The sequence below is a fragment of the Streptomyces sp. Inha503 genome, from assembly GCF_047215865.1.
Classification (GTDB): Bacteria; Actinomycetota; Actinomycetes; order Streptomycetales; family Streptomycetaceae; genus Streptomyces; species Streptomyces lycopersici.
Window position 1 is genome coordinate 1,647,484 of record NZ_CP178360.1, and the last position, 21,714, is coordinate 1,669,197.

The window sequence follows — 21,714 nt, forward strand, 5'->3', positions numbered from 1 at the left end:
ACTGCTGGACTGCCCTCTTCGGCAAAAGCGGAATGGGTCGTGTGCCGCATTGAACGAGGAATTCCGACGCGTCAACGCGCGTCAACGGCCGCCCTCTTCCGCGCGGCGACGGCCACCCGATCCCCGACCGTGTCCGGAACCCGCAATCACATTTCTCTCGTCGAATTCACGGAAGTATTCAGGGATTCACGGCAGCCCCGCACTACGCGATGGGCCCGCCTGCCGCAGCGGATGCTGTTAGCCTCCCGGCATCCCCGTAGGCCCGCCGCTCCGAGGAAGACCATTGGTGACGAACCTCCAGGACGACCAGGACGCCCAGGACAGCCAGGCCCCGCAACACGCGCCTGACATGCCGGACGCACCTGACGCGCCGCCCCCGAGCTGTCCCGCCCACGCCGCGCGGCTGTACGGGCCGGACTTCCGGCGCCGCCCGGACGAGACCTACCAGCGGATACGGCAGGACAGCGGACCGGTCGCCCCGGTCCTCCTCGAAGGCGACATCGACGCCTGGTTCGTACTCGGCTACCGCGAGACCCGTCAGGTGCTGTCCGACACCGAGACGTTCGGCCGGGACCCGCGCCGCTGGAACGGCTGGGACAACGTGCCGCCGGACTGGCCGCTGATGCCGTGGGTGGCGTACAGCCCGATGATGACCTTCACGGAGGGCGAGGAGCACCAGCGGCGCGCGACGGCCGTCGGCGAGGCCCTCGCCACGATCGACCCCTTCGTGCTGCGCGGCCACTGCGAGCGGTTCGCCGATCAGCTGATCGACAAGTTCGTCGCCAGCGGCAGGGCGGACCTGGTGTACGACTACATCTACTCCGTGCCCACCCTCGCCACGGCCGAGTTGTTCGGCCTGTCCGCGGACGAGGCCGGGCTGGAGGCCCTGGCGGCGGGGCTGACCGTGTCGTTCCTCTCCAACGAGGAGGCCATCGCCGGTCAGCAGCGGGTCGCCGCGTATGTGACCGAGCTGGTGCGGGCCAAGCGTGAGGAACCGGGCCCCGACCTCACCTCGCAGTTCATCCTGAACACCCCGGACCTCACCGAGGAGCAGCACACCGCCGACGTCATGGTGCTGATGGCGGCGGCGCTGCCGCTGACCTCGTACTGGATCGGCAACACCCTCCGGCTGATGCTCACCGACGAGCGCTTCGCCATGACCCTCTCGGGCAACCGCCGCAGCATCGGCGAGGCCATGAACGAGGTGCTGTGGGCGGACTCCCCGCTACAGAACCTCATCGGGCGGTATGCCACCCGCGACACCGACCTCGGCGGCCGGCGCGTCCACGCCGGCGACCTCGTCGTCCTCGGCCTGGCCGCCGCCAACGCCGATCCGCTGCTGTGGCCCGACACCCCCGTCGGCCACGCCGGGAACCACTCCCATGTCGCCTTCAGCGGCGGCGACTACGGCTGCCCGGCGGGCGGTCCCGAGACGGCCAGGATCATCGCGGAGACGGCGATCGAGGTGTTGCTGGACCGGGTTCCGGACCTGACGCTGGCGGTCGCGCCCGACGAGCTGAGATGGGTGGATTCCTTCTGGTACCGCTGCCTGGATTCGCTGCCCGTGACGTTCAGCCCCGCCCCGGTCACGGCGGGCTAGTGCGTGCAGCCACCACCCGCGGTGACCGGGGCATGGTGATGTCAGTTGCCGGGTGGCTGCTGGAGCATGGCGAGGGTCAGGACATTGCCGCCGATGCCCCAGCCGCCGTCGGTGACCTCCTCGACCAGGACCAGGGTGGTGGCGCGGGCGCGCTCACCGTAGATCTCGACGTACAGCTCGGTGGCACGGGTGACGATCTCCTCCTTCTGCTTCTCGTCGAGGGATCCGGCAGGGACCTTGAAGTTCGCGAAGGGCATGGTCGTTCTCTTTCGTAGCTGGGATTTCGATGTGTTCGAGGGTGCGATTCGGGTGTGATTCGGGTGTGATTCGGGTGTGATTACAGTGAGCTGCCCGTGGTGAGCAGATCGTCCAGCCCGGCCCGGCGGAAGAACTCGGCGCGGACGCGGTCGGCGACCGCGGAGACGACTTCGCTGCCGTCGCGGCTGGGGTCTATGTGGGTGCGCAGCGGGCGGGCGCCGGCGGGCAGGGCCACCAGGCGTACGACGGCGTCGGCGACGTGCGCGGCGTCAGCGTCCGGCGGAATCAGCGCGGCCAGCCGCTGGTCCAGATCGGCCAGCAGGGTGCCGTAGCGCTCGTCGTAGGCGGCGGCGCGGTCGGGGTCGGCGGGCGCGCCCGCGTGGCGGAAGTGGTTGGTGCCCGAGGTGAAGGCACCGGGGACGACGATCGCGGTGTCGATGCCGAAGCGGACCACCTCGGCGGCGTAGCTGACGGCCAGGGCGTCCATGGCGGCCTTCGCGGCGAAGTAGGGCCCGATGAAGGGCGGGCAGCCACCGCGGGTGCTGGAGCTGCCGATCCACACCAGCAGCCCCTCGCCCCGGGCCCGGAGATGCGGCAGCGCGGCACGGTTGACGCGCTGGGTGCCCAGGACGTTGACGTCGTACAGATGGGCCAGTTGCTCGGGAGTGAAGGCCTCCGCCGGGCCGGTGGCCATGTGTCCGGCGTTGTGGACGATCACATCCAGCCGGTTCCGGTCGGCCAGGACGCGGGCGATGGCGGCGTCGGCGGAGTCCTGCGAGGTGACGTCGAGCTCCACGGCTCGCAGGTCGACATCGTGGTCGGTGGCGTGGCGGGTCAGCTCGGCCACCGCGGAGGCGTTGCGGGTGTCCGGCTGCCGGATCCCGGCGTAGACCGTATGGCCGGCGCGGGCCAGGGCGCGTGCGGTCAGCGCCCCGAAGCCGCTGGAGGCGCCGGTGACCAGGATGGTCGTGGGTGGGTCGGAGGGCATGGGGTCCTTACGGGCGAGAGAGGGGGGAAGGGGTGTGTGGCGGCGGTCAGACGATGCCGCCGTTGGCGCGGACGCGCTGACCGTTGACCCAGTGGCCGGCCGGGGAGGCGAGGAAGGCCACGACCTCGGCGATGTCGGCGGGGGTGCCCAGGCGCTCCAGCGGGGGCTGGGCCGCCAGCCGGGCGATGGTCTCCTCGTCCTTGCCGTCGAGGAACAGATCGGTGGCGGTGGGGCCGGGGGCCACGGTGTTGACGGTGACGTCCCGCCCGCGCAGCTCGCGCGCCAGGATCATGGTGAGCGCCTCGACCGCTCCCTTGCTGGCGCTGTAGGCGCCGTAGGCGGGGAGGGCCAGGCCCACGATGGACGTGGAGAAGGTGATGAGCGCCCCGCCGCCGCGGATCCTGCGGGCGGCCTGCTGGGCGACGACGAAGGTGCCGCGGATGTTGGTGCGGTGCAGCGCGTCCAGCTCCGCGAGATCCAGCTCGGCGATGGGGGCCAGATACATCCGGCCGGCCGCGTGGACGACGACGTCGACACCGCCGAACTCGGACTCCGCGGTGTCGAAGAGGGCGGCCACCTGCTGTTCGTCGGCGACGTCGGCCTGGACGGCGACGGCCCGGCCACCGGCCGCGGTGATGTCCTTCGCGGCGGCCTCGGCCGGTCCGCGGTGACCCGCGTAGCCGATCACGACGGCGTACCCGTCGGCGGCCAGCCGCTTCACCGACTCGTGGCCGATACCGCGGGACCCTCCGGTGACGATGGCGACGCGGGCCCGGTCGGTGGGGTGCTGGGGCGCGGTTTCCTGGGGTGACATGGAGACTCCTGGGGCATGTGCATGTGCTGACGGACGGATGCCACGGTGTGCGAGCCGTGGCCCCCGGGGCGCCGGCGCCGTTCGCCGCCGTGCCCCTTCGGTGTTTCCAGCTTGCGCGGGGATCGCCGGGCCAGCCACGGCTCTCTCCACCCAGGGGTTGTCAGCCCCTGGCTCAGCTCACCGGCACAAGCGACCATGGGGGGCGTGAACCACTCCGAATTCGCCGCGTTCCTGAAGTCCCGGCGCGACCGCATCCGCCCGGCCGACGTCGGTCTACCCACCGGTCCGCGGCGCCGGGTGCCCGGCCTGCGGCGCGAGGAGGTCGCCCAGCTGGCCGGGCTGTCCGCGGACTACTACACCGAGCTGGAGCGCGGTCGCGGCGCCCAGCCCTCCGCCCAGGTGCTGACCGCGCTCGCCCGCGCGCTGCGGCTGAACGGCGACGAGCGCGACCATCTGTTCCACCTCGCCGACCGTCCCGTTCCCCCGGCGACGCACGGCCCGGCCGCGCACGTCCAGCCGGCCCTGCTCGGCCTGCTGGACCGGCTCACCACCACCCCCGCCCAGGTCATCACCGATCTGCACCAGACGCTGGTGCAGAACGAGCTGGCCGCGGCGCTGATCGGCCGTCCCCCGGCGGTGCGCGGCCTCGCGGCGAGCTTCGTCTACCGCTGGTTCACCGATCCGGACGCCCGTGGGCTCTACCCGCCCGAGGACCACGCCCACCACTCCCGGGTCTTCGTGGCCGACCTCCAGGCCGTAGCCGCCCGGCGTGGCGGCGACTCCGAGGTACGGCGGATGGTGGCGGTGCTCCGCCGCCGCAGTGAGGAGTTCGCCGCCCTCTGGGACACCCATGACGTGGCCCTCCGGCGGACCGACCACAAGCGCATCGTCCACCCCTCGCTGGGCGTCATCGAGCTGGACTGCCACTCCCTGTTCAGCGAGGACGGCCACCAGCGGCTGCTGTGGTTCAGCGCCCCGCCCGGTACCGAGGGCGCCGCCCAGCTGGAGCTTCTGTCGGTGATCGGCACTCAGGACATGACGGCCAGCGAGAACAGCTCGTCACCGTGATCCCCCGCCCCGCGACGGTGGAGCGGCGGCCTCGGGGGCCGGGCACGGCTCCCTGAGCGCGCCAACGTGGTGACGTTCGGGGCGCGGAGTGAGCGGGCGGCCCGTCTTTGGGAACCCCTGTCGCAGTACGAGCGGGCTCCGCCCGGTGCCGGGACCACGGCACCGTCGGCGGGCCCGCCGGTCTCCGACTCACCCAAGGATCCCGTATGAATGGACCAGCCCCGCTTCTGACCCTGAACAACGGCGTGCGGATGCCCGCCATCGGCCTCGGTGTCTACCAGAGCCCGCCCGACGAGACCGTCCCCGCCGTGACGACCGCGATCGACAATGGCTACCGTCTGATCGACACCGCGGCCGCCTACGGCAACGAGAAGGAGGTCGGTGAGGGCATCGCCCGCTCGGGCATCGACCGTGAGGACATCTTCGTCATCACCAAGCTGTGGCTGACCGACTACGGCTACGACTCCACCCTCCGGGCCTTCGACACCAGCCTCACCAAGCTGGGCCTGGACCACCTCGACCTGTATCTGCTGCACTGGCCGGTCCCGTCCGCGTACGACACCACGGTGGCCTCGTACAAGGCGGCCGAGAAGCTGCTGGCCGACGGCCGGGTGCGGGCCATCGGCGTATGCAACCACACCCCCGGACACCTGACCGATCTCATGGCGCGCACCGAGGTCGTGCCCGCCGTGAACCAGGTCGAGCTGCATCCGAACTTCAGCCAGCCCGAGCTGCGCGCGTTCGACGTCCGCCATGGCATCCTCACCCAGTCCTGGTCGCCCATCGGCGGGGTGAACCGCTACGGGGGCGAGGGCGCGGACAAGGTCAGGGATCCGCTCCAGGAGCCCACCATCACCGGCCTCGCCGAGAAGTACGGCAGGAGCCCGGCCCAGATCATCCTGCGCTGGCAGGTCGAGCACGACCTGTGCGCCATCCCGAAGTCGGTCAAACCGCACCGCATCGCGGAGAACATCGGGATCTTCGACTTCTCCCTGACACCCCATGAGGTGGCCGCCATCGACGCGCTCGACACCGGGGCGCGCGGCGGACCCGACCCCGACCGGGTCGAGCTCGGCACATTCTCCTGAGACCCGGTTCTGCTGGGACACCGGTGCGGGGCGGCCACCGGCCGCACCGTACCGGGCCGGGCCGTCCGGGCCGTCCGGGCCGTCCGGGCCGTCCGGGCCGTCCGGGCAGGAGACTATTGAGCTTCGTCATGGAATGATGACGCGGTGCTTTTGTCGGTTCCGGACCTCTGTCGGCGGGAGAGAGGCATGAGGGGACTTCAGGGCAAGAGGATCGTCATCGCGGGTGGCGCCACGGGTATCGGCGCCGCCACGGCCGAGCGGCTCGCCGGGGAAGGTGCCTCGGTCGTCGTCGGCGACATCGATCTCATGGGCGCGAAGGCCACCGCCCAGCGCGTCGGCGAGGCCGGCGGCACCGCGGTCGCCGTCCCGTTCGACCTCGCCGACGAGGAGTCGATCGGCGCGCTGATCGACCGGGCCACCGCCGAACTCGGCGGGGTCGACGGGCTCTACAACGTCGGCGCCGACCTCTCGGACGGGCACCTGGGCCGGGACACCGACCTGCTGGAGATGGACCCGGCGGTGTGGCGGCGCACCCATGAGGTGAATCTGCTGGGCTACGCCCTCACCTGCCGGGCCGTCATCCCGCGGCTGCTGGCCCAGGGCGGTGGCGTGATCGTGAACACCTCCTCCGGCGCGGCCTGGGGAGGGGAGCCCCGGCGTCCCGCGTATGCCGCCTCCAAGGCCGGGATCAACGCGCTGACCCGCCATATCGCCTCCCGCTGGGGCAAGGAGGGGATCCGCTGCAACGCCGTGGCACCCGGGCTGGTCATGGGCGACACCCAGAAGCAGCGGGACGACCAGCGGCTCCAGGCCATGGCGCTCAAGATCGCCCGCAGTCCGCGGCTCGGCGAGCCCGCGGACGTGGCGGGCACCGTGGCGTTCCTCCTCTCGGACGACGCCGAGTGGGTCAACGGCCAGGTGTGGTCGGTCTGTGGCGGCATGAGCCTGCGCGACTGAGGGCTCCCCCGGGACCGTCCTACGGCGGGCCGGGTCGTCCCGCGGCGGCTACGGCGTCCAGGGCCCGGACACCCGCCAACTCACGTCGTCGGCCCACGACGTGGCGCTGTCGAAGGGGTTGGACCCTCCGTTGGAGGCGATGTAGACCTTGTTCTCGTAGTGGCGGATGAACCGGTCGGGGTAGTTGTAGGACGCGAACGAGGTGCCCTGGCCGTTCTTGCCGGTCTGGGGGCAGAAGGTGGCGTCGGCCCGGAAGATGGCGGTGCCGTCCATCGGCTGCCGGAGCAGCTGGTAGTCGTAGTGGCGCAGGAAGTCGCCGGGGTAGTTGCGCGACTCGAACGACACACAGGAGGCGTTGGCGAGGCCACGGCGCACGATCCAGGACGCGTCGCCCTTGTCGAGCGCCGAGCTGCCGGAGGACACCACGGAGGTGACGGCGCTGTTGGCCTGGTGGCGGACGTAGCGGTCGGTGTAGCCGGGGGTGGTGGCGCGCAGTGACATCGTCGAGCCCGCGTTGAGGGTGCCACCCGCCACGGGGCTGGGCGCGCCGTAGCCCACGGAGACGACGTTGGCCTGCACCGCGTCGTCGGCCGCGTCGGTCGGCAGGCCGCTGGTCATCACGCCCTCGAAGAACGAGCCGATGGATCCGTTGCTGTTGTCGCCGCCGGTGCCGAGGACGATGGAGCCCTCCTGGTGCATCGGTGAGTAACCCGGCCTGGACGGCTCAGGACCCGCGTACTGGGTGGTGAGCCTGCCGGACTGGGCGTTGCCGTCCTTGAGCGCGAAGTAGTTCTGTCCGTTGTTCTTCAGCAGGGCGGTGACGAAGGGCGCGGAATTGCCGGTGTTCGAGGGGTTCTCGCTGTAGCCGCTGTCCGACTGGAACAGGCCGTTCTCCAGGTCCGCCTGCACCCAGGGCCCGGAGCCGCTGCACGGCGGGAACCAGCACTCCGTACCGAAGTTGATGGCGTCCATGTGGCCGTTGCCGGTGTCGGCGATCGGCACCTCGGCGTTGCCGTAGTCGAAGCAGCACAGGCCGTTGACATGGGTACCGGAGGTGACCATGTACATCCCCTCGGGCCGGCCGTTGACGGCGACACCGGAGGCCGCGGTGTGACGGTAGCCCATGCGCCCGGAGAAGGACGCGCCGTAGACCTGGTGGCCGCCCGCGGTCACGGGTAACGCGTCGGCGGGCACACCGGAGTTGGCGGGGCCCGCGGTACCTGCCGGTTCGATCGGCATGTGGTTGTGGCGCGGTGACTGGTCGTAGATGACATTGATGACGCATGTGGTTCCGGCGCAGAAGGAGTCCTGCCGGGCGGCGTCGGCGTAGCCGCCCGCCGTCAGTGTTCCCACGTCGGTCACGGCGCTGTCGGAGGCGCGTTTCAGCTGGTAGAGCGGGCCGTTGAAGGAGGCGTAGAGGGCCCGGGTGGTGCTGTGCGCGGCCACGCAGGGCGTACCGGCCGCGGCATAGATGTCGCACGGCAGGGAGGCCGCGGCCTGGGACGTGCCCGTGCCGCCGGCCAGGAGCCCGAGGACGAGGGTGGCTGTCGCACCCACCGACAGCAGCGCTCTTCTCACTCTCGTGAGACCCGAAGGAATTTTCATGGTGGTGCCCTTCTCGTGACTGTCAGGGCCATGCCATTGCTGAACTTGTTCGGTATTTCGCACATTGACCGTGAAATCGAACCTGACGGTAGGACTGGCAACCGCCGGCGTCAATGGCCGTGCACGGAGGAGTAGCCTCCTGCACGGCGACTCGTACGGTTCATTCGCCCCCACCGCACATCGAGGAGAGACCGTTTGTCGACGTTTGTCGTGTTCGACCTTGAGTTCACCACATGGCCGGGAGCGCTCGAGCAGGACTGGTCGGAACCGGGGCAGCTTCGCGAAATCGTCCAGATCGGCGCGCTGCGCATCAGCACCGACTCTTCCGCTGCCGCCCACTCCGTCGTCGAGGAATACGAGGCGCTGGTCAGACCGGTGGTCAATCCTCGGCTGTCCCCGTTCTTCACCGGTCTCACCGGCATCGACCAGCGGACCGTGGACCGGGAGGGAGTCGCCCCGGCCGAGGCGATCGGCGACTTCCTGGCCTTCTGCCGGGGGCAGTCCGCGCTCTCCTACGGCAATGACATGGTCGTCCTCGGGGAGAACGTGGGGTGGGCCAGGGCCCGCGGCGAGGAGGTCAAGAACGGCTTTCTCACCACCCCCTTCCTGAACATCCGGCCATGGTTGAACACCATCGCGCCGAAAACGGCCTCGACCAATTCTGGTCGGCTGTGGGAAGTGCTCGGCCTGCCCAAACCCGCGGCCGGCAAGGAGCATTCGGCGCTCTTCGACTGCTATTCGATCGCCGCGGCGATCGGACACCTCCGTGCCGGTGGGGCCGCCCTGCCCGAGGGGTGCCTCTAGGGGGCGTCCGGCGGCACGGCGTCCGACGCGCCGACAGCGAGTGGCACGATGTGCCGGAGAGGCCGGAGATCTTGCTCGGCGGTGCTCGCACGCCGCCCGGTACGCATCGAGGAAAGGAACCCCACATGACCGCAGTGCGCGGAACAGCCGTGGACATCCCCGCCCAGGACGGCATCGCCGATGCCTATCTGGCCCATCCCGACGACACCGACCGCCACCCGGCCGTTCTGTTCTACATGGACGCGTTCGGCCTCCGGCCCCATCTGCGCGGGATGGCCGACCGTCTGGCCGCGGCCGGTTACACCGTGCTGGTGCCCAACGTGTTCTACCGCCACGGGCGCGCTCCCGTGGTGGAGCTGCCCGACTTCCTCGACCCGGCGGCGCGTGGGGCGGTCTTCGAGCACATCGCCCCGATCGCGCAGGAGCTCACTCCCGAGCGTGCCATGCGCGACGCCGGTGCCTATCTCGACTGGCTGGCCTCCTGTGAGCGGGCCACCGACGGGCCCGTGGGCCTCACCGGCTACTGCTTGGGCGCCGGGCTGGCCCTGCGGACCGCCGGAGCGCACCCCGGCCGGGTCGCCGCGGCGGCCGGTTTCCACGGTGCCTTCTTGGCCACGGAGGCGCCGGACAGCCCGCACACGGTGGCCGGGCAGGTCACCGCCGAGCTGTACTTCGGACACGCGGACCAGGATCAGGCCCTTCCCCCCGAGCAGATCGAGCGCCTGGACAAGGCCCTCAACGAGGCCGGTGTCCGCCACCGCGCCGAGGTCTACCCGGGCGCTCAGCACGGCTACACCCAGGCCGACACCTCGGCCTATGACGCCGAGGCCGCCGAACGCCACTGGGAGGCCCTGCTCGACCTCTTCGGCCGCACGCTCTGACGCTCTGACCATGGTCGGCCAGGGCGGGTGACCGGCCGTCGGGGGCTGGTCACCGCCCCCGGCCTAGAGCTGCCGGAGGTGGTCCCGCAGGGTGCGGGCCACCTGCGCCATCAGGGCCTCGGCGCCGGGCTGGAAATTGGCGGGCACCAGCGACTCGGTGAGCACGGCGACGGCGAACACCTGGCCGTCGGAGTGCTCGACGATCCCGATCTCGTGGCGGAGGTTGAGGAGGGTGCCGGTCTTGGAGGACCAGGTGGTGGCGTCGGAGCTGAAGTCCGGGGCGAGCCGGTGCCGCAGCACGTTGTGGGCCATGAGGTCGCGTACGCGCAGCGCCACTTCGGGGTGGATCTTCGACGGTGTCCACAGTGCCTGGAGCAGTTCCACCCAGGCGCGTGCGCTGCCGGTGTTGGCGCGGGTGGTGTCGAGTTGCGGCACCCGATGGCCGCGGCCACTGGTGCCCGCGTCGATGGCCAAGGCGTGGGCGAGATGCACCTGTGCGGCGTCGAAGCGCTCCACGGGGGTTTCGCTCAGTTCGCGCATACCGTGCCGGACGGTGATGCCACGCAGCCCGAGCTCATGGAGGATCTCGGCCACCTGGGCGTGCGGGGTGAGGTCGAACAGCGCGTCGGCCGCCGTTCCATCGCTCACACAGGTGCTCAGATAGAGCAGATCGTCGATCGCGATCCGGACGGGGTGGCGGAACCGGCTCAGCCCGGTGGGGCCGGGCGTGGTGATCCTCCCGGGTGGCACATCGAGCATCGTGGCGCCGTCGAGCTCGCCACGCCGGATGCGCTCCAGCGTGGCCAGCGCGAGCGGGACCTTGACCAGGGAGGCGGAGGGCAGCTGGGTGTCCGGGTCGATCCCCAGCTCGTCCCCGGTGTGGAGGTCCCGTACGAGCAGACAGCCGTGCAGACCGCCGTCGCGCAACTGCCCGCGCAGATCGCTCAGCAGCGCCTCGGTGCTCATGCCCCGGCTCCTTCCGCGGTGCCCGCTTCCGCGGTGCCCGCCTGTGTACGCGATTCCCCGGCGCCCGCGCCGAGGCAGCGGGCGATGGCGCCGCCCAGACGCCCTTCGAGGTGCTGGGGATTGCCGTCCGCCGCGGCGGCGAGGGCGAACCCCCGGCTGAGCGCGAGCTCACCGATGGGACGCCACTTCAGGGCGAGTTCCTCGGCCTGCGCGGGAGAGCACAGCAACAGGTCGCGGGTGCACAGGACTTCGGCGGCGGCGGTCGTCAGATCGGTGGCGGCCACGAGTTGCGCGGGCCGCAGACCGACCGCGTCGCGCAGCCGGGTGAGCGGGTCGCGGATGTGCGGCACATCGTCCTCCGGCTGGATCCATATCCGGCGGGCCGGGCCCCGAGCGGACCGGCCGACCCGCAGCGTCTCGAGATAGACCCGCCGCACACCGGGGTCCCGCACCCCGGCCAGCCCGAGCGGCACCGACCACGTGGCCTCGTCCGCGGGCACCGCGAGCAGGGCGGCCCGCACCTGCTGTGCGTGGATGAGCTCCAGGCGCCGCGCGGGCGCCGCCACGCGGAGATCCAGGGTGACCCCGTGCCCTCGCGCCTCGGCGACGAGGTGGGCGAGCCCCGCCGTGGAACAGATGCCGGGCACCGCGAGCCGCCACGGCTTGCGCTTGGCCGCCTCCGCCTCGTGCAGCAGCACATCGGCCGCCTGTACGAGCTGTCTGGCCACCGGCAGCATCTCCCGCCCGAACGGGGTGAGGACGGCCCGCCGCGAGGTGCGCTCGAAGAGCTGCTCCCCGAAGCGCTCCTCCAGCGCGGCCACGCGACGGCTGGCCACCGACTGCGACATCCGGGCGGCGGCCGCCCCGACGGTGAAACTTCCCCGCTCGCTCACGCTGACGAACGCCCGGCACACTCCCACCAGATCCACCCCCGCACTCTATGCCAGATCAGCATGAAGAAGCGCATGAACGTATTGGACCGCATAGCCACCCGACGGCGAAGGTGATCCCAACGCAAAGACCCCGCCCCGGAAGAGGGGCCCGGTCATCCCATCCCGTGTGCGCCCCGCGTGACGGGGACCCAACCGGAGGTTCGGACCATGCGATTCACCCGTACCCGGCACACCGCTGTCAGCGCGTTCGCCACGCTCGCGCTGCTCGCCCCGCTGACGGCCTGTGGCGAAGGGGACTCCCCGGACGCGTCGGGACCGTCGAGCTCCTCGTCCACCTCCGCCGAGAGGGCCGGTACGGCGAGTACCGGCGCGGACGCGAAGGCGGCCACCGGCGAGTTCAAGAAGCTGGAGCGCTCCTACGACGCGCATCTGGGGGTTTACGCGATCGACACCGGCACCGGACACGAGGTGGCGTACCGCGATGGCGAGCGGTTCGCCTTCGCCTCCACGTTCAAGGCGCTGGCCGCCGGCGCCGTGCTGCGGAAGTACAAGCTGAGCGGGCTCGACCGGGTGATCCAGTACTCCAAGGACGATCTGGTCGACAACTCCCCCGTGACCGAGAAGCACGTGGACACCGGGATGAGCCTGGGCGCGCTGTGCGACGCCGCCGTCCGCTACAGCGACAACACCGCGGCCAATCTGCTCTTCGACCAGCTCGGCGGGCCCAAGGGCCTCGACGCCACCCTTGAGAAGTTGGGCGACGACGTCATCCAAATGGAGCGCGTCGAGCCGGAGTTGAGCCAATGGGTACCGGGCGAGACACATGACACCACCACCCCGCGGGCGATGGCCAAGGACCTGCGCGCGTTCGTCCTCGGCGATGTCCTCGACAAGGGAGAGCGCGCCCAGCTCACGAAGTGGCTGCGGACCAACACCACCGGGGACGAGCTCATCAGGGCCGGAATGCCTAAGGGCTGGCAGGTCGGCGACAAGACCGGAAGCGGCAGCTACTACGGCGCCCGCAACGACATCGCCGTGGTGTGGCGGCCCGGCGCCGCTCCCCTCGTCATGGCGATCATGTCGTACCGCGGTGACAAGGACACCCCGTTCGACAACAAGCTGATCGCGGACGCGGCGTCCGTGGTGGCCGACACGATGTCGTAACGGGCGGCGGACAGATGCCGTAACGGGCCGCGCCCTCAGCCGCGCAGGAAATACAGGACGGTCATGGTCACGGCGGTGGTCAGGATGACGCCCCGCAGCAGCCACGCGGGCAGACGGCGGGCGATCCGCGCCCCGGCCACACCACCGGCCACCGCCCCGACCAGCATGGCGGCGAGCAGACGCGGTGCGCCCAGCGCGTCCGAGGCGATGAGGAACAGCCCGGCCGCGCTGAGGTAGATGGCGGTGATCTGGGCGACCCGCATCGGGTTGCCGGTCGAGGTGTCGAGGCCGAGGCCGATGCTCCACACGGCCAGCATCATGATGCCCACGGCACCGCCGAAGTATCCGCCGTACACGGCGAGCAGGAACTGACCGGCCAGGACGGCCCGGGGGCTCATGCCGACCGCATGACCCCTCGCCTCGCTCACCGCGCGGGAGACACGGCGCCCGAAGGCGAGGACCACCGTGGCGAACGCGAGCAGCCAGGGCACCGCGGCGTCGAACGACACCGCGGGCAGCGCCAGCAGCAGACCGGCACCGAGCCCGCCACCGATCACACTGACCGCCGTCAGGGCCCGTGTGGACGTGTTCCCGACCGGGGCCAGATCGCGCCGGTACACCCACGCGCTCGCCACGCTCCCGGGAACGAGGGCCACGGTCGAGGACGCGTTCGCCGTCACGGGGGACAGACCGGCCGCCACCAGGGCGGGGAGCGCCACGAAGGTGCCCCCGCCCCCGATGGCGTTCAACGCCCCGGCGGCCACACCCGCCAGCAGAACAAGCACTGTCTCGGACACCCGCCGAGCATCGCCCCATGGCCCGTGGGCCCACAATGCGTGATCCGCGTAGCCGGCCCAAGGCTCTGCCTTAGGCTCATCAGGGTGCGGTATGACCTGGACGACCTGCGGCTCTTCCTTCACATCGTGGCGGAGGGCTCGATCACGGCGGGCGCTCGCCGGATGCATCTGAGCCTCCCGTCGGCCAGTGCGCGGGTGCGCTCGCTCGAGCACCACGCGGGCGTGGACCTGCTGATCCGCGGCCGGCGGGGCGTGCGCCCCACCCCGGCGGGGACGGCGCTGGCCCGCCACGCACGGGACGTGCTCGACCGGACGGCGCGCCTGGAAAGCGCCGTGGCGAGCTACGCCCGGCCGCCGACCGCCCCGCTGACCCTGCTGGGCGGTGGCTCCGCGATGCACCGTCTGGTGCCACGGGCCCTGGTCTCGTTCCTCCGCGCACACCCGGACGTCGACGTCGAGGTGTCCGAGAGCCGCACCCCACGGACCGTGCGGATGCTCGCCGACGGCGAGGCGGACCTGGGCGTCGTCCTCGACGGCGAGGCCCGCGACTGCGGTCTCACCATGGAACCCCTCGGCGACGACTCGCTGGTGGTGATCGGCCAGTGCGGCGGGATCCTCGCGGGGCGTACCGAGGTGACCTACAGCGAAGTGGCCGAGCATCCGCTCGTGGGGCTCGACGCCGGTTCCTCGCTGCGACGCTCGATCGAGAAGAACCTCGGTCCGCACGCTCCGGCGGTGCGCTACCGCACCACCGTCGCCCATCTCAACACCCTGGTCTCCCTCGCGGCCGCCGGTGTCGGACTCGCCGTCGTGCCACGCCGTGCCATCGCCCCGTACCATCCGCTCGACGTCTGCGACCTCCGCGATCCCTGGGCACGCCGCCACCATCTGCTGGCCTGGGGTGCGAAGGCCCCGGCGTCGTCCACCGCCACCGCGGCACTCGCCGAACATCTGCGCCGCGCGGCCATGTCCGAGCCGGACGGGGGCGATGGCCTTCCGGTCCAGTAGGGTGCCGCCGCCGGGAGCGGCAGCCAAGGGAGCCGACGGGAGAGACCGTGCCACGTAATGTTCGCCTGCCTCTGGGGCGGCTGGCAGTCCTCACGTGCACGTCCGTCCTCGCCGCCACGGGCTGTGGTGACGACGATTCCGGCGCCCCCAAGCCGACCGCCGACGCCGGGCTGATATCCGTCACCCGAGCCCCATCCTCGGCCGGTGGCTGGGGACTCGCCCGCCCGTCGCCCCGGAGGTCGCCGGGCCCGGATCAGCCCTGCCGGGGGTGGTCCGTGCAGAGGCGGCGCAGTTCGCTCACGCCGTCCGCGAGCGTGCGGTCGCCCAGCGATGCGAGGACCGCTTCCTCGGCCTCGGCGGTGAGCGTGGCGAAGTACTCACCGGCGTGCGCGGTCACCGGGCACACGGGCTCCGCCCCCGGCGAGGTGGCGAACAGGGGCTTGTCGCCGACGGCACAGCGGTAGATCTCGGCCAGGGTGATCCGGTCGGTCGGCCGCCCCAGGCGCGCCCCGCCGGTACGGCCCTTGACGCAGACGACCAGCCCCTCGTCCGTCAGCGGGACGAGGAGTTTCCGGACCAGGCTCGGGTTGGCGTTGAGTTTGTGGGCCAGCTCGGCGGAGCTCAGCGGCCCGGCCCCGTTGTCGGCGGCCATGGCGAGGAACAGCATCACCTGGAGCGCACGGGAGAACCGGATGTCCAACACCTTCTCCACCTCCGCCCGCGGATCGGGGCACAGCCTACTCGACGGTGCCGTTCCGCCCTCACCCAAAAAGCAATCAACACAGTTGCAGTTTACGCCGTTGAAACTGTATCTTTCAGACTCACATTTTTGAGGCTCCGGGGGAAGCCTCCTCGGCACGACACGTCTGGAGAGCGACACCGTGAACACCCGCCTGGCCACGGCACTGTCCCGCCCGTTCGCGCTGGGTTCGGCCAAGCTGCCGAACCGGATCGCCATGGCGCCCATGACCCGCGGGCACTCCCCCGACGGCATCCCCGGTGAGGATGTCGCCGCGTACTACGCGCGACGGGCGGCGGCGGGGACCGGCCTGATCATCACCGAGGGCACCACCGTCGACCACCGGTCCGCCGGTTACATCGACGGCGTCCCCCGGTTCCACGGCGAGGAGCAACTGGCCGGATGGCAAAAGGTCGTTGACGCCGTGCACACCCACGGTGGCGCGATCATGCCCCAGCTGTGGCACGTGGGCATACAGCGCCCCGCGGGAGCGCCGCCGTTCCCCGACGCCCCGTCCGTGGGCCCGTCCGGGATCGCGCTGGACGGCACGCCCGGAGCGGGCGAGACGATGACCCTCGCCGACATCGACGACGTCATCGGCGCCTTCGCGAAGGCCGCGCGAGCGGCCGAGGAGATCGGCTTCGACGGCGTGGAGCTGCACGGCGCGCACGGCTATCTCATCGACCAGTTCCTCTGGGAGCGCACCAACCGGCGCACCGACACCTACGGCGGCGATCCGGCCTCCCGGACCAGGTTCGGCGCCGACCTCGTGGCCGCCATCCGCGAGCGGGTCGCGCCCGACTTCCCCGTCGTACTCCGGTTCTCCCAGTGGAAGTCCGACAACTACGACATCCGGCTCGCCGAGGACCCCAAGGAGCTGGAAACCCTGCTCACGCCGCTCGCTGAGGCCGGGGTCGACGCGTTCCACGCCTCCGGGCGGCGCTACTGGCAGCCGGAGTTCCCCGACACGGGATCGGATCTGAACATCGCCGGATGGACGAAGAAGGTCACCGGCAAGCCGGTCATCACCGTCGGCTCGGTCGGCCTGGACACCGCCTTCCACCCCGGCTCCCTCTCCGGAGCCAACGCGGCCGTGGACTCCATCGACCGGCTCCTGGAACCTCTGGAGCGGGATGAATTCGACCTCGTCGCGGTCGGACGCGCACTGCTCGCCGACCCGGAGTGGGCCGACAAGGTCCTGAACGGCCGGGTGAGCGAGCTCACCCCGTTCAGCCGGGACGCGGTGGAGTCCCTGTACTGAGTCCCTGAGTTCTCGCACCGATCCCCGCACCGACGGGAACGGCGCCGGCCAGCACGGGGGTATCTGGCCGGCGCCGGGCACGGGGTGCGCTAGTTAGTTTAACATTTCACGATCGCTCCGCGTTCCCGGTGCCGTTTCCGGCGTCAGCCGGTGGCGCAGGTGCCGCCGTCGAGGGTGAAGGCGGTCGGCGCGGCGTTGGTGGCGCCCTTGCCCGCGGTGAAGCCGATGGTGACCGAACCACGGGCGGGGATGGTGGCGGTGTACGAGGCGGGGGTGACGGTCACCGCGGCACCGCTCTGCCGCGGCGTGCCTCCCCACATATTGGTGATGGTCTGGCCGTTGGCGAAGCTGAACCCCAGCGTCCAGCCGGTGATGGCCGCGGTGCCGGTGTTACGGATGGTGATCTCGCCCTGGAAGCCACCACCCCATTCGCCCGCCACCCGGTAGCCGACCGAGCAGCCGGCGCCGGAGCCGCCGCCGTAGACGGTGGCCTCGCGGGAGGTCTCGGCGATGCCGTCGGGGCCATTGAAGACGCGCTTGCCCCAGTCGGTGAGCCTGGCCGGGTCGAAGTCGGTGGCCAGGTCCAGGATGGGATCGGTGTTGCCGCTCCAGGACCAGGCCAGATAGCCCAGCTTCAGCCGCTGGGCGGTGGCCATCATGGTGTTCTCGTCCGGATCGCCCCACTGGTCGGCGGGCCCGCCGAACTCGCCGATGAGGATGGGCAGCCTGGCGCTCACGAAGGCGTTCAGATAGTCGGTGATCTCCTGCGCCGTGTCATAGACGCTGTACATATGGATCGAGAAGATCAGGTTGCCGGTGGAGTCGGCCTCGTAGACGGTCCGGGCGTTGGTGCGCATCACGTTCTGGAGGTCCTGCCCCCAGTTGGGGGCGTCCACCATGATGGTGTGCTGGAACCCGGCGTCGCGCAGCTTCTGGACGGCGGCGACGGTGGGCGCGGTCCAGCCGGCCGGGTCGGTGTTGCCCCACGGTTCGTTGCCGATATTGATGATGACGTAGCTCTCCTCGCCGGTGAGCACGCTCTTGAGGCCGATCCAGTAGTCGGCCGCCTGGTCGAGCGTGGCGGCCGCGGCGTCCTCGCCGTAGCCGGTGGTGTCGTGCACCTCCAGTACGCAGATGAGCCGGTTGGCCTTGCACTGGGCGATGATGGCGGCCACGTCCTCGGGGCTGTTCCTGGTCCAGCGGTGTCCGCTGGAGAGGACGACCCGGACGGTGTTGGCGCCCAGGGCCTTGATGTCGGCCAGCGACCGCGTCTCGCCCGGATACCAGGTGTGGGCGTGGTTGACACCGCGCATCACGAAGTCGTTGCCGTTGCCCTCCAGCAGGCGGCCGTCGCCGATGTGCAGACCCGCGGCCACGGGGGCCCGCTGGCGGGCCGGTTCGGCATGGGCGGTCCGGCCGAGACCCGCGATCCCGAAGAGGCTGACCAATAAGGCCAGTAAGGCGGCCAAGGATCTCTTCCGTCTCATCATGACTCCAAGGAGTGAGCGCGCGATGGCGTCCGTATGGGGCGCACGGTCGAATTTGGGAGCGCTCCCATCCATTGCATCGGGCCCGGGAGACGTCAAGGCCTCCGGGGAGGGGTGGCAGCCGGAATGCGGACCGGGCGCGCCGAGGTTGTGCCGGGCATGAGCGATTCATCCGGTGCGGCCGCTTCCCCTCCGGCCGGGCGCGAAGCCATCCGCGGACGACTGGCGGCCGAGCGTGCCGAGACCAGCACACGGATCGCTGCCCTGAACCGTGAGTTCGACGCGATCGTCGCGTCGAACGCCCTGGTGGCGGTGGATGACGAACACGACCCGGAGGGGTCGAGCACGGCCTTCGAGCGAGCCCATGTCGCCGCCTTGCTGACCCAGGCCCGCGATCATCTGACCGCCCTGGACGAGGCGCTGGAACGGCTGGACCGCGGCGGCTACGGGCGGTGCGAAGTGTGCGGCGAGCCGATCCCGGCTGAGCGCCTGGAGGCGCGCCCCTCGGCGACCACCTGCGTACGCTGCGCGACCGCCCGCCCCCGCTGAGCGGCTGGGCGCGCCACGGCCTCGGCCGTGTCAGGTCGCGGACCAGCTGTCGGGTTGCGAGCCGTCGGTGTCGGTGAATCCGTACTCCCGGGCGAGCTCGGCGGAGCTCACCGATCGCTGGTTCCACCTCGCCCGGCCGGGGTCGGCCGCCAGTGCCGCGATGGCGCGGCCGACGTAGCGCGGCGACTCGGAGGACGCGAAGGCTTCGGGGGCCGTCGGGCGGCCCTCGGCACGGTCCGGGAGCAACGCGTCGCGCCAGTTGCCCTCGCCGACCCCGTACGCGTCCAGCATCATCTCCGAGCGCAGCCAGCCCGGTGTGATGGCGACCGCCGTCGCCCCGTACGGCGCCAGCTCGTGGCCCTGGGAGAAGGCCAGCCGGTTCACCGCCGTCTTCACGAGGTCGTAGAAGACCGAGATGCGGTACCGGTCGGCGTTGTACGCGGCGGTGCCGTCGGTCATCTCCACGAGCAGCCCACCCGGCTTGCCGATCAGCAGTGGCAGCAGGTGGTGCGAGGTGATCAGGTGGGTGTCCAGCCCGAGCCGGAGGATGCGCAGTCCGTCGTCGAGGCTGTGCTCCCAGATCGGGGTGTTCCAGTCGGCCGGCCCGCCCTTGAGCCGCTCGGCGCCCCAGATGTCGTTGACCAGCACATCGATGCCGCCGTGAGCGTGGCGGACGCGCTCGGCCAGCCGCCCGACCTGCCCGGGGTCGAGATGGTCGGTCCGTACGGCGACACCGGTGCCACCGAGCCGGGTGACGAGCTCGGCCGTCTCCTCGATCGTCTCGGGCCGGTCGTAGTCCGACCCGCCCCCGCCCGACACACTGCTGCGTCCGGTGCAGATGACGGTCGCTCCGGCCTCGCCCAGCGCGGCCGCGATACCGCGCCCGGCGCCACGGGTCGCCCCGGCCACCACGGCGACACGTCCGCGCAGCGCATCGTGGTCGAGTGTCCGGTTCACACCATGAGTGTGGCAGATCGCCGATCATCGGGCGCGCGCTCAGGCCCACACGTGGCCGCCCCGCACCCGCCATCGGGCCAACAGCGCTGGTCCGAACACTAGTTGTTTCCCCAAAACCACCGCGTGTCCGCCACCCCGAGGCATGGCCGATTTTCGCCTGGTGAGACGATGCGTTCGCCCGAAACACACCTCAACAAGCGAAACGGAGGGCGAATGCATAAACGTCGTGGAACCGTGACCCGCCGCTGGAGAGTCGCGGCGGTCGCGTCCACGGTGGCCGTAGCGATCGCGGTCCCGGTGGCGATGGCCCAGGCTTCGGCCGAACCGCCACCGGAGGTCAGCGCCAAGGGCGCGTACCTGCTCGACACCGGTTCCAACAAGGAGCTGATGGCCAAGGACGCCGACACCAAGCGTCCGATGGCGAGCACCACGAAGATCATGACTGCCCTCGTGGTGCTCGAGACCCGAGGCCTCGACCTCAACAAGCAGATCACCGTCAAGCAGGAGTACCGCGACTATGTGACCAAGTCCGGTGCCAGCACGGCGGACCTGCAAACCGGTGACAAACTCACCGTCAACCAGCTGCTGTACGCATTGATGCTGCCATCGGGCTGCGACGCGGCGATGGCGCTGGCCGACACGTTCGGCACCGGCGACACCACCGCCGAGCGGACCAAGTCGTTCATCTCCAAGATGAACGCGAAGGCGCAGGACTTGGGGCTGACCAACACCAAGTACGACTCCTTCGACGGTGTCTCGGCCGACGCCGACAACTACTCGACGCCCCATGACCTGGCGCAGCTGACCCGGCGCGCCATGGAGAACGCGACGTTCGACACGGTTGTCAAGTCGGTGTCCACCAAGCAGGAGGCACCGGCGGCCAACGGCCGTACCCGGTACTACTCCTGGGACAACACCAACACGTTGCTGGGTTCGTACCAGGGCGCGATCGGCGTCAAGACCGGGACCACCACCCCTGCCGGTCCCTGCCTGGTGTTCGCCGCCAAGCGCGGCGACAAGACGGTCGTGGGGGTCATCCTCAACGACGCGGACCGCTACCCGGACGCGAAGAAGATGCTCGACTGGACGTACGACACCACCACCGAGGTGAAGTGGCGCCAGCTTCCCAAGGGCGCTCAGCGGGACTGATCCACAAGCCCCGTGAGGCGACAGCGCGGTGCCCCGGCCGGACTCGCTCCGGCCGGGGCACCGGTGCTCGTGGCCAAGCCCGTCGAGTGACACATCTGCCGCCCGAGGCGCGACTGGCGCTCATCGCGTGCGAGGTGGTCCACGATCCCCAGTACGTCCTCACCGGACTCCCGGGCCATCCCCTCGTCGTGGTCGCCGAGACCTACCGCGGCAACGGCGGCGCGCTGGATGGCAGCGGCGCGCCCGGGGCCGCGGGTGCGTACGGGGCCACCGGACCGTCCGGCGTCGGTTACAACGGCATGGACGGCGGCCCCGGCGGACCCGGCGGCACCGGAAGCACGGGCGGCGCCGCCACGCCCGTCACGGTGCTCGCGCACACCATCACCGACCTGCGGATCGCCGCCCGCGGCGGTCAGGGCGGCCGGGGTGGTACGGGCGGGCAAGGCGGGCGCGGCAAGGACGGCGCCCGTCCGCCCAACCGGCCGGACCCGCCCGACTCCATCCCGGGTGGCATCGGCGGCCCCGGTGGACCGGGTGGCACCGGGGGCGTCGGCGGCCCGGCCGCGGAGATCGTGGTCGAGACGGTCGCGTACTCGGGGCTGTCGCTCGACGGGGCGGGCGGAGCGCCCGGCGCCACCGGGTCCGGCGGCAGAGGCGGCACCGGAGGCAGGCACGGCGGCG

At 71.0% G+C, this 21,714-nt stretch carries 22 protein-coding genes; 11 read left to right on the top strand and 11 right to left on the bottom strand.

From position 1 onward, the window contains the following. The first annotated feature begins 286 nt into the window (after nt 1–286). Nucleotides 287–1,600, top strand: a complete 1,314-nt coding sequence (locus ACJX2R_RS06770) for a cytochrome P450 (RefSeq protein ID WP_413099255.1) — start codon at nt 287–289, stop codon at nt 1,598–1,600. 41 nt (nt 1,601–1,641) lie between these two features. On the opposite strand, the gene ACJX2R_RS06775 is transcribed toward ACJX2R_RS06770, so the two are convergent. The 3 genes from ACJX2R_RS06775 to ACJX2R_RS06785 all read right to left on the bottom strand — a co-directional run bounded on the left by ACJX2R_RS06775 (nt 1,642) and on the right by ACJX2R_RS06785 (nt 3,660). After that, nucleotides 1,642–1,857, bottom strand: coding sequence for a tautomerase family protein (locus ACJX2R_RS06775; protein ID WP_020873857.1), 216 nt, complete (start codon nt 1,855–1,857; stop codon nt 1,642–1,644). Nucleotides 1,858–1,937: 80 nt separating this feature from the next. Continuing rightward, nucleotides 1,938–2,846, bottom strand: a complete 909-nt coding sequence (locus ACJX2R_RS06780; protein WP_413099256.1) for an SDR family NAD(P)-dependent oxidoreductase — start codon at nt 2,844–2,846, stop codon at nt 1,938–1,940. 46 nt (nt 2,847–2,892) lie between these two features. Beyond that, nucleotides 2,893–3,660 (bottom strand): SDR family oxidoreductase, encoded by a 768-nt coding sequence (locus ACJX2R_RS06785; RefSeq protein ID WP_413099257.1) that lies wholly within the window; start codon nt 3,658–3,660, stop codon nt 2,893–2,895. A gap of 195 nt (nt 3,661–3,855) precedes the next feature. Here ACJX2R_RS06785 and ACJX2R_RS06790 point away from each other — a divergent pair, with 195 nt between their 5' ends. From ACJX2R_RS06790 to ACJX2R_RS06800, 3 genes are all read left to right on the top strand, one after another. Then, entirely contained in the window at nt 3,856–4,728 is an 873-nt protein-coding gene (locus tag ACJX2R_RS06790; RefSeq protein WP_413099258.1) for a helix-turn-helix transcriptional regulator, read from the top strand. A gap of 206 nt (nt 4,729–4,934) precedes the next feature. Then, on the top strand, nt 4,935–5,816 hold the full coding sequence (locus tag ACJX2R_RS06795) for an aldo/keto reductase (RefSeq protein WP_413099259.1): 882 nt from the start codon (nt 4,935–4,937) through the stop codon (nt 5,814–5,816). 186 nt (nt 5,817–6,002) lie between these two features. Then, nucleotides 6,003–6,773, top strand: a complete 771-nt coding sequence (locus tag ACJX2R_RS06800; RefSeq protein WP_413099260.1) for an SDR family NAD(P)-dependent oxidoreductase — start codon at nt 6,003–6,005, stop codon at nt 6,771–6,773. Between the two features lie 48 nt (nt 6,774–6,821). Here ACJX2R_RS06800 and ACJX2R_RS06805 read toward each other — a convergent pair whose 3' ends face one another. Then, nucleotides 6,822–8,378: an alpha-L-arabinofuranosidase B gene (locus ACJX2R_RS06805; RefSeq protein WP_413099261.1), complete on the bottom strand. Its 1,557-nt coding sequence runs from the start codon at nt 8,376–8,378 to the stop codon at nt 6,822–6,824. Nucleotides 8,379–8,573: 195 nt separating this feature from the next. Between ACJX2R_RS06805 and ACJX2R_RS06810 the strand changes: the two genes are divergently transcribed. Next, the gene (locus tag ACJX2R_RS06810) at nt 8,574–9,182 is read left to right on the top strand and encodes an exonuclease domain-containing protein (RefSeq protein ID WP_413099262.1); all 609 of its coding nucleotides are present in this window, start codon (nt 8,574–8,576) and stop codon (nt 9,180–9,182) included. A 125-nt stretch (nt 9,183–9,307) separates the two neighbouring features. Further along, nucleotides 9,308–10,063: a dienelactone hydrolase family protein gene (locus ACJX2R_RS06815; RefSeq protein ID WP_413099263.1), complete on the top strand. Its 756-nt coding sequence runs from the start codon at nt 9,308–9,310 to the stop codon at nt 10,061–10,063. A 63-nt stretch (nt 10,064–10,126) separates the two neighbouring features. On the opposite strand, the gene ACJX2R_RS06820 is transcribed toward ACJX2R_RS06815, so the two are convergent. Together ACJX2R_RS06820 and ACJX2R_RS06825 are read right to left on the bottom strand one after the other, a co-directional pair. Further along, nucleotides 10,127–11,029, bottom strand: coding sequence for a serine hydrolase (locus ACJX2R_RS06820; RefSeq protein ID WP_413099264.1), 903 nt, complete (start codon nt 11,027–11,029; stop codon nt 10,127–10,129). After that, a complete protein-coding gene (locus tag ACJX2R_RS06825; protein WP_262700219.1) occupies nt 11,026–11,958 on the bottom strand; it encodes a LysR family transcriptional regulator in 933 nt (310 codons plus the stop codon). Before ACJX2R_RS06825 ends, ACJX2R_RS06820 begins: the two co-directional genes overlap by 4 nt. A 171-nt stretch (nt 11,959–12,129) precedes the next feature. On the opposite strand from ACJX2R_RS06825, the gene bla reads away from it, so the two are divergent. Next, the gene (bla, locus tag ACJX2R_RS06830) at nt 12,130–13,086 is read left to right on the top strand and encodes a class A beta-lactamase (protein ID WP_413099265.1); all 957 of its coding nucleotides are present in this window, start codon (nt 12,130–12,132) and stop codon (nt 13,084–13,086) included. 35 nt (nt 13,087–13,121) lie between these two features. Here bla and ACJX2R_RS06835 read toward each other — a convergent pair whose 3' ends face one another. Next, a complete protein-coding gene (locus ACJX2R_RS06835) occupies nt 13,122–13,883 on the bottom strand; it encodes a sulfite exporter TauE/SafE family protein (protein WP_413099266.1) in 762 nt (253 codons plus the stop codon). An 84-nt stretch (nt 13,884–13,967) separates the two neighbouring features. Between ACJX2R_RS06835 and ACJX2R_RS06840 the strand changes: the two genes are divergently transcribed. Next, nucleotides 13,968–14,891 carry a LysR family transcriptional regulator gene (locus tag ACJX2R_RS06840; RefSeq protein ID WP_413099267.1) on the top strand — a complete coding sequence of 308 codons (924 nt, stop codon included), beginning with the start codon at nt 13,968–13,970 and terminating at the stop codon, nt 14,889–14,891. Nucleotides 14,892–15,144: 253 nt separating this feature from the next. Here the strand turns inward: ACJX2R_RS06840 and ACJX2R_RS06845 are convergent, their stop codons facing one another. Beyond that, a complete protein-coding gene (locus ACJX2R_RS06845) occupies nt 15,145–15,594 on the bottom strand; it encodes an RrF2 family transcriptional regulator (protein WP_413099268.1) in 450 nt (149 codons plus the stop codon). 178 nt (nt 15,595–15,772) lie between these two features. Between ACJX2R_RS06845 and ACJX2R_RS06850 the strand changes: the two genes are divergently transcribed. Continuing rightward, nucleotides 15,773–16,891: an NADH:flavin oxidoreductase gene (locus ACJX2R_RS06850; RefSeq protein ID WP_413099269.1), complete on the top strand. Its 1,119-nt coding sequence runs from the start codon at nt 15,773–15,775 to the stop codon at nt 16,889–16,891. 143 nt (nt 16,892–17,034) lie between these two features. Here ACJX2R_RS06850 and ACJX2R_RS06855 read toward each other — a convergent pair whose 3' ends face one another. Then, nucleotides 17,035–18,378: a cellulase family glycosylhydrolase gene (locus ACJX2R_RS06855; protein ID WP_413099270.1), complete on the bottom strand. Its 1,344-nt coding sequence runs from the start codon at nt 18,376–18,378 to the stop codon at nt 17,035–17,037. Nucleotides 18,379–18,537: 159 nt separating this feature from the next. Here ACJX2R_RS06855 and ACJX2R_RS06860 point away from each other — a divergent pair, with 159 nt between their 5' ends. Beyond that, entirely contained in the window at nt 18,538–18,927 is a 390-nt protein-coding gene (locus ACJX2R_RS06860) for a TraR/DksA family transcriptional regulator (protein ID WP_413099271.1), read from the top strand. A gap of 30 nt (nt 18,928–18,957) precedes the next feature. Here ACJX2R_RS06860 and ACJX2R_RS06865 read toward each other — a convergent pair whose 3' ends face one another. After that, entirely contained in the window at nt 18,958–19,884 is a 927-nt protein-coding gene (locus tag ACJX2R_RS06865; RefSeq protein ID WP_413099272.1) for an SDR family oxidoreductase, read from the bottom strand. Nucleotides 19,885–20,097: 213 nt separating this feature from the next. On the opposite strand from ACJX2R_RS06865, the gene ACJX2R_RS06870 reads away from it, so the two are divergent. Continuing rightward, nucleotides 20,098–21,033, top strand: coding sequence for a D-alanyl-D-alanine carboxypeptidase family protein (locus ACJX2R_RS06870; RefSeq protein ID WP_262700229.1), 936 nt, complete (start codon nt 20,098–20,100; stop codon nt 21,031–21,033). On the opposite strand, the gene ACJX2R_RS06875 is transcribed toward ACJX2R_RS06870, so the two are convergent. After that, the gene (locus tag ACJX2R_RS06875; protein ID WP_413099273.1) at nt 21,021–21,707 is read right to left on the bottom strand and encodes a hypothetical protein; all 687 of its coding nucleotides are present in this window, start codon (nt 21,705–21,707) and stop codon (nt 21,021–21,023) included. The genes ACJX2R_RS06870 and ACJX2R_RS06875 overlap by 13 nt on opposite strands. Nucleotides 21,708–21,714 lie beyond the last annotated feature (7 nt).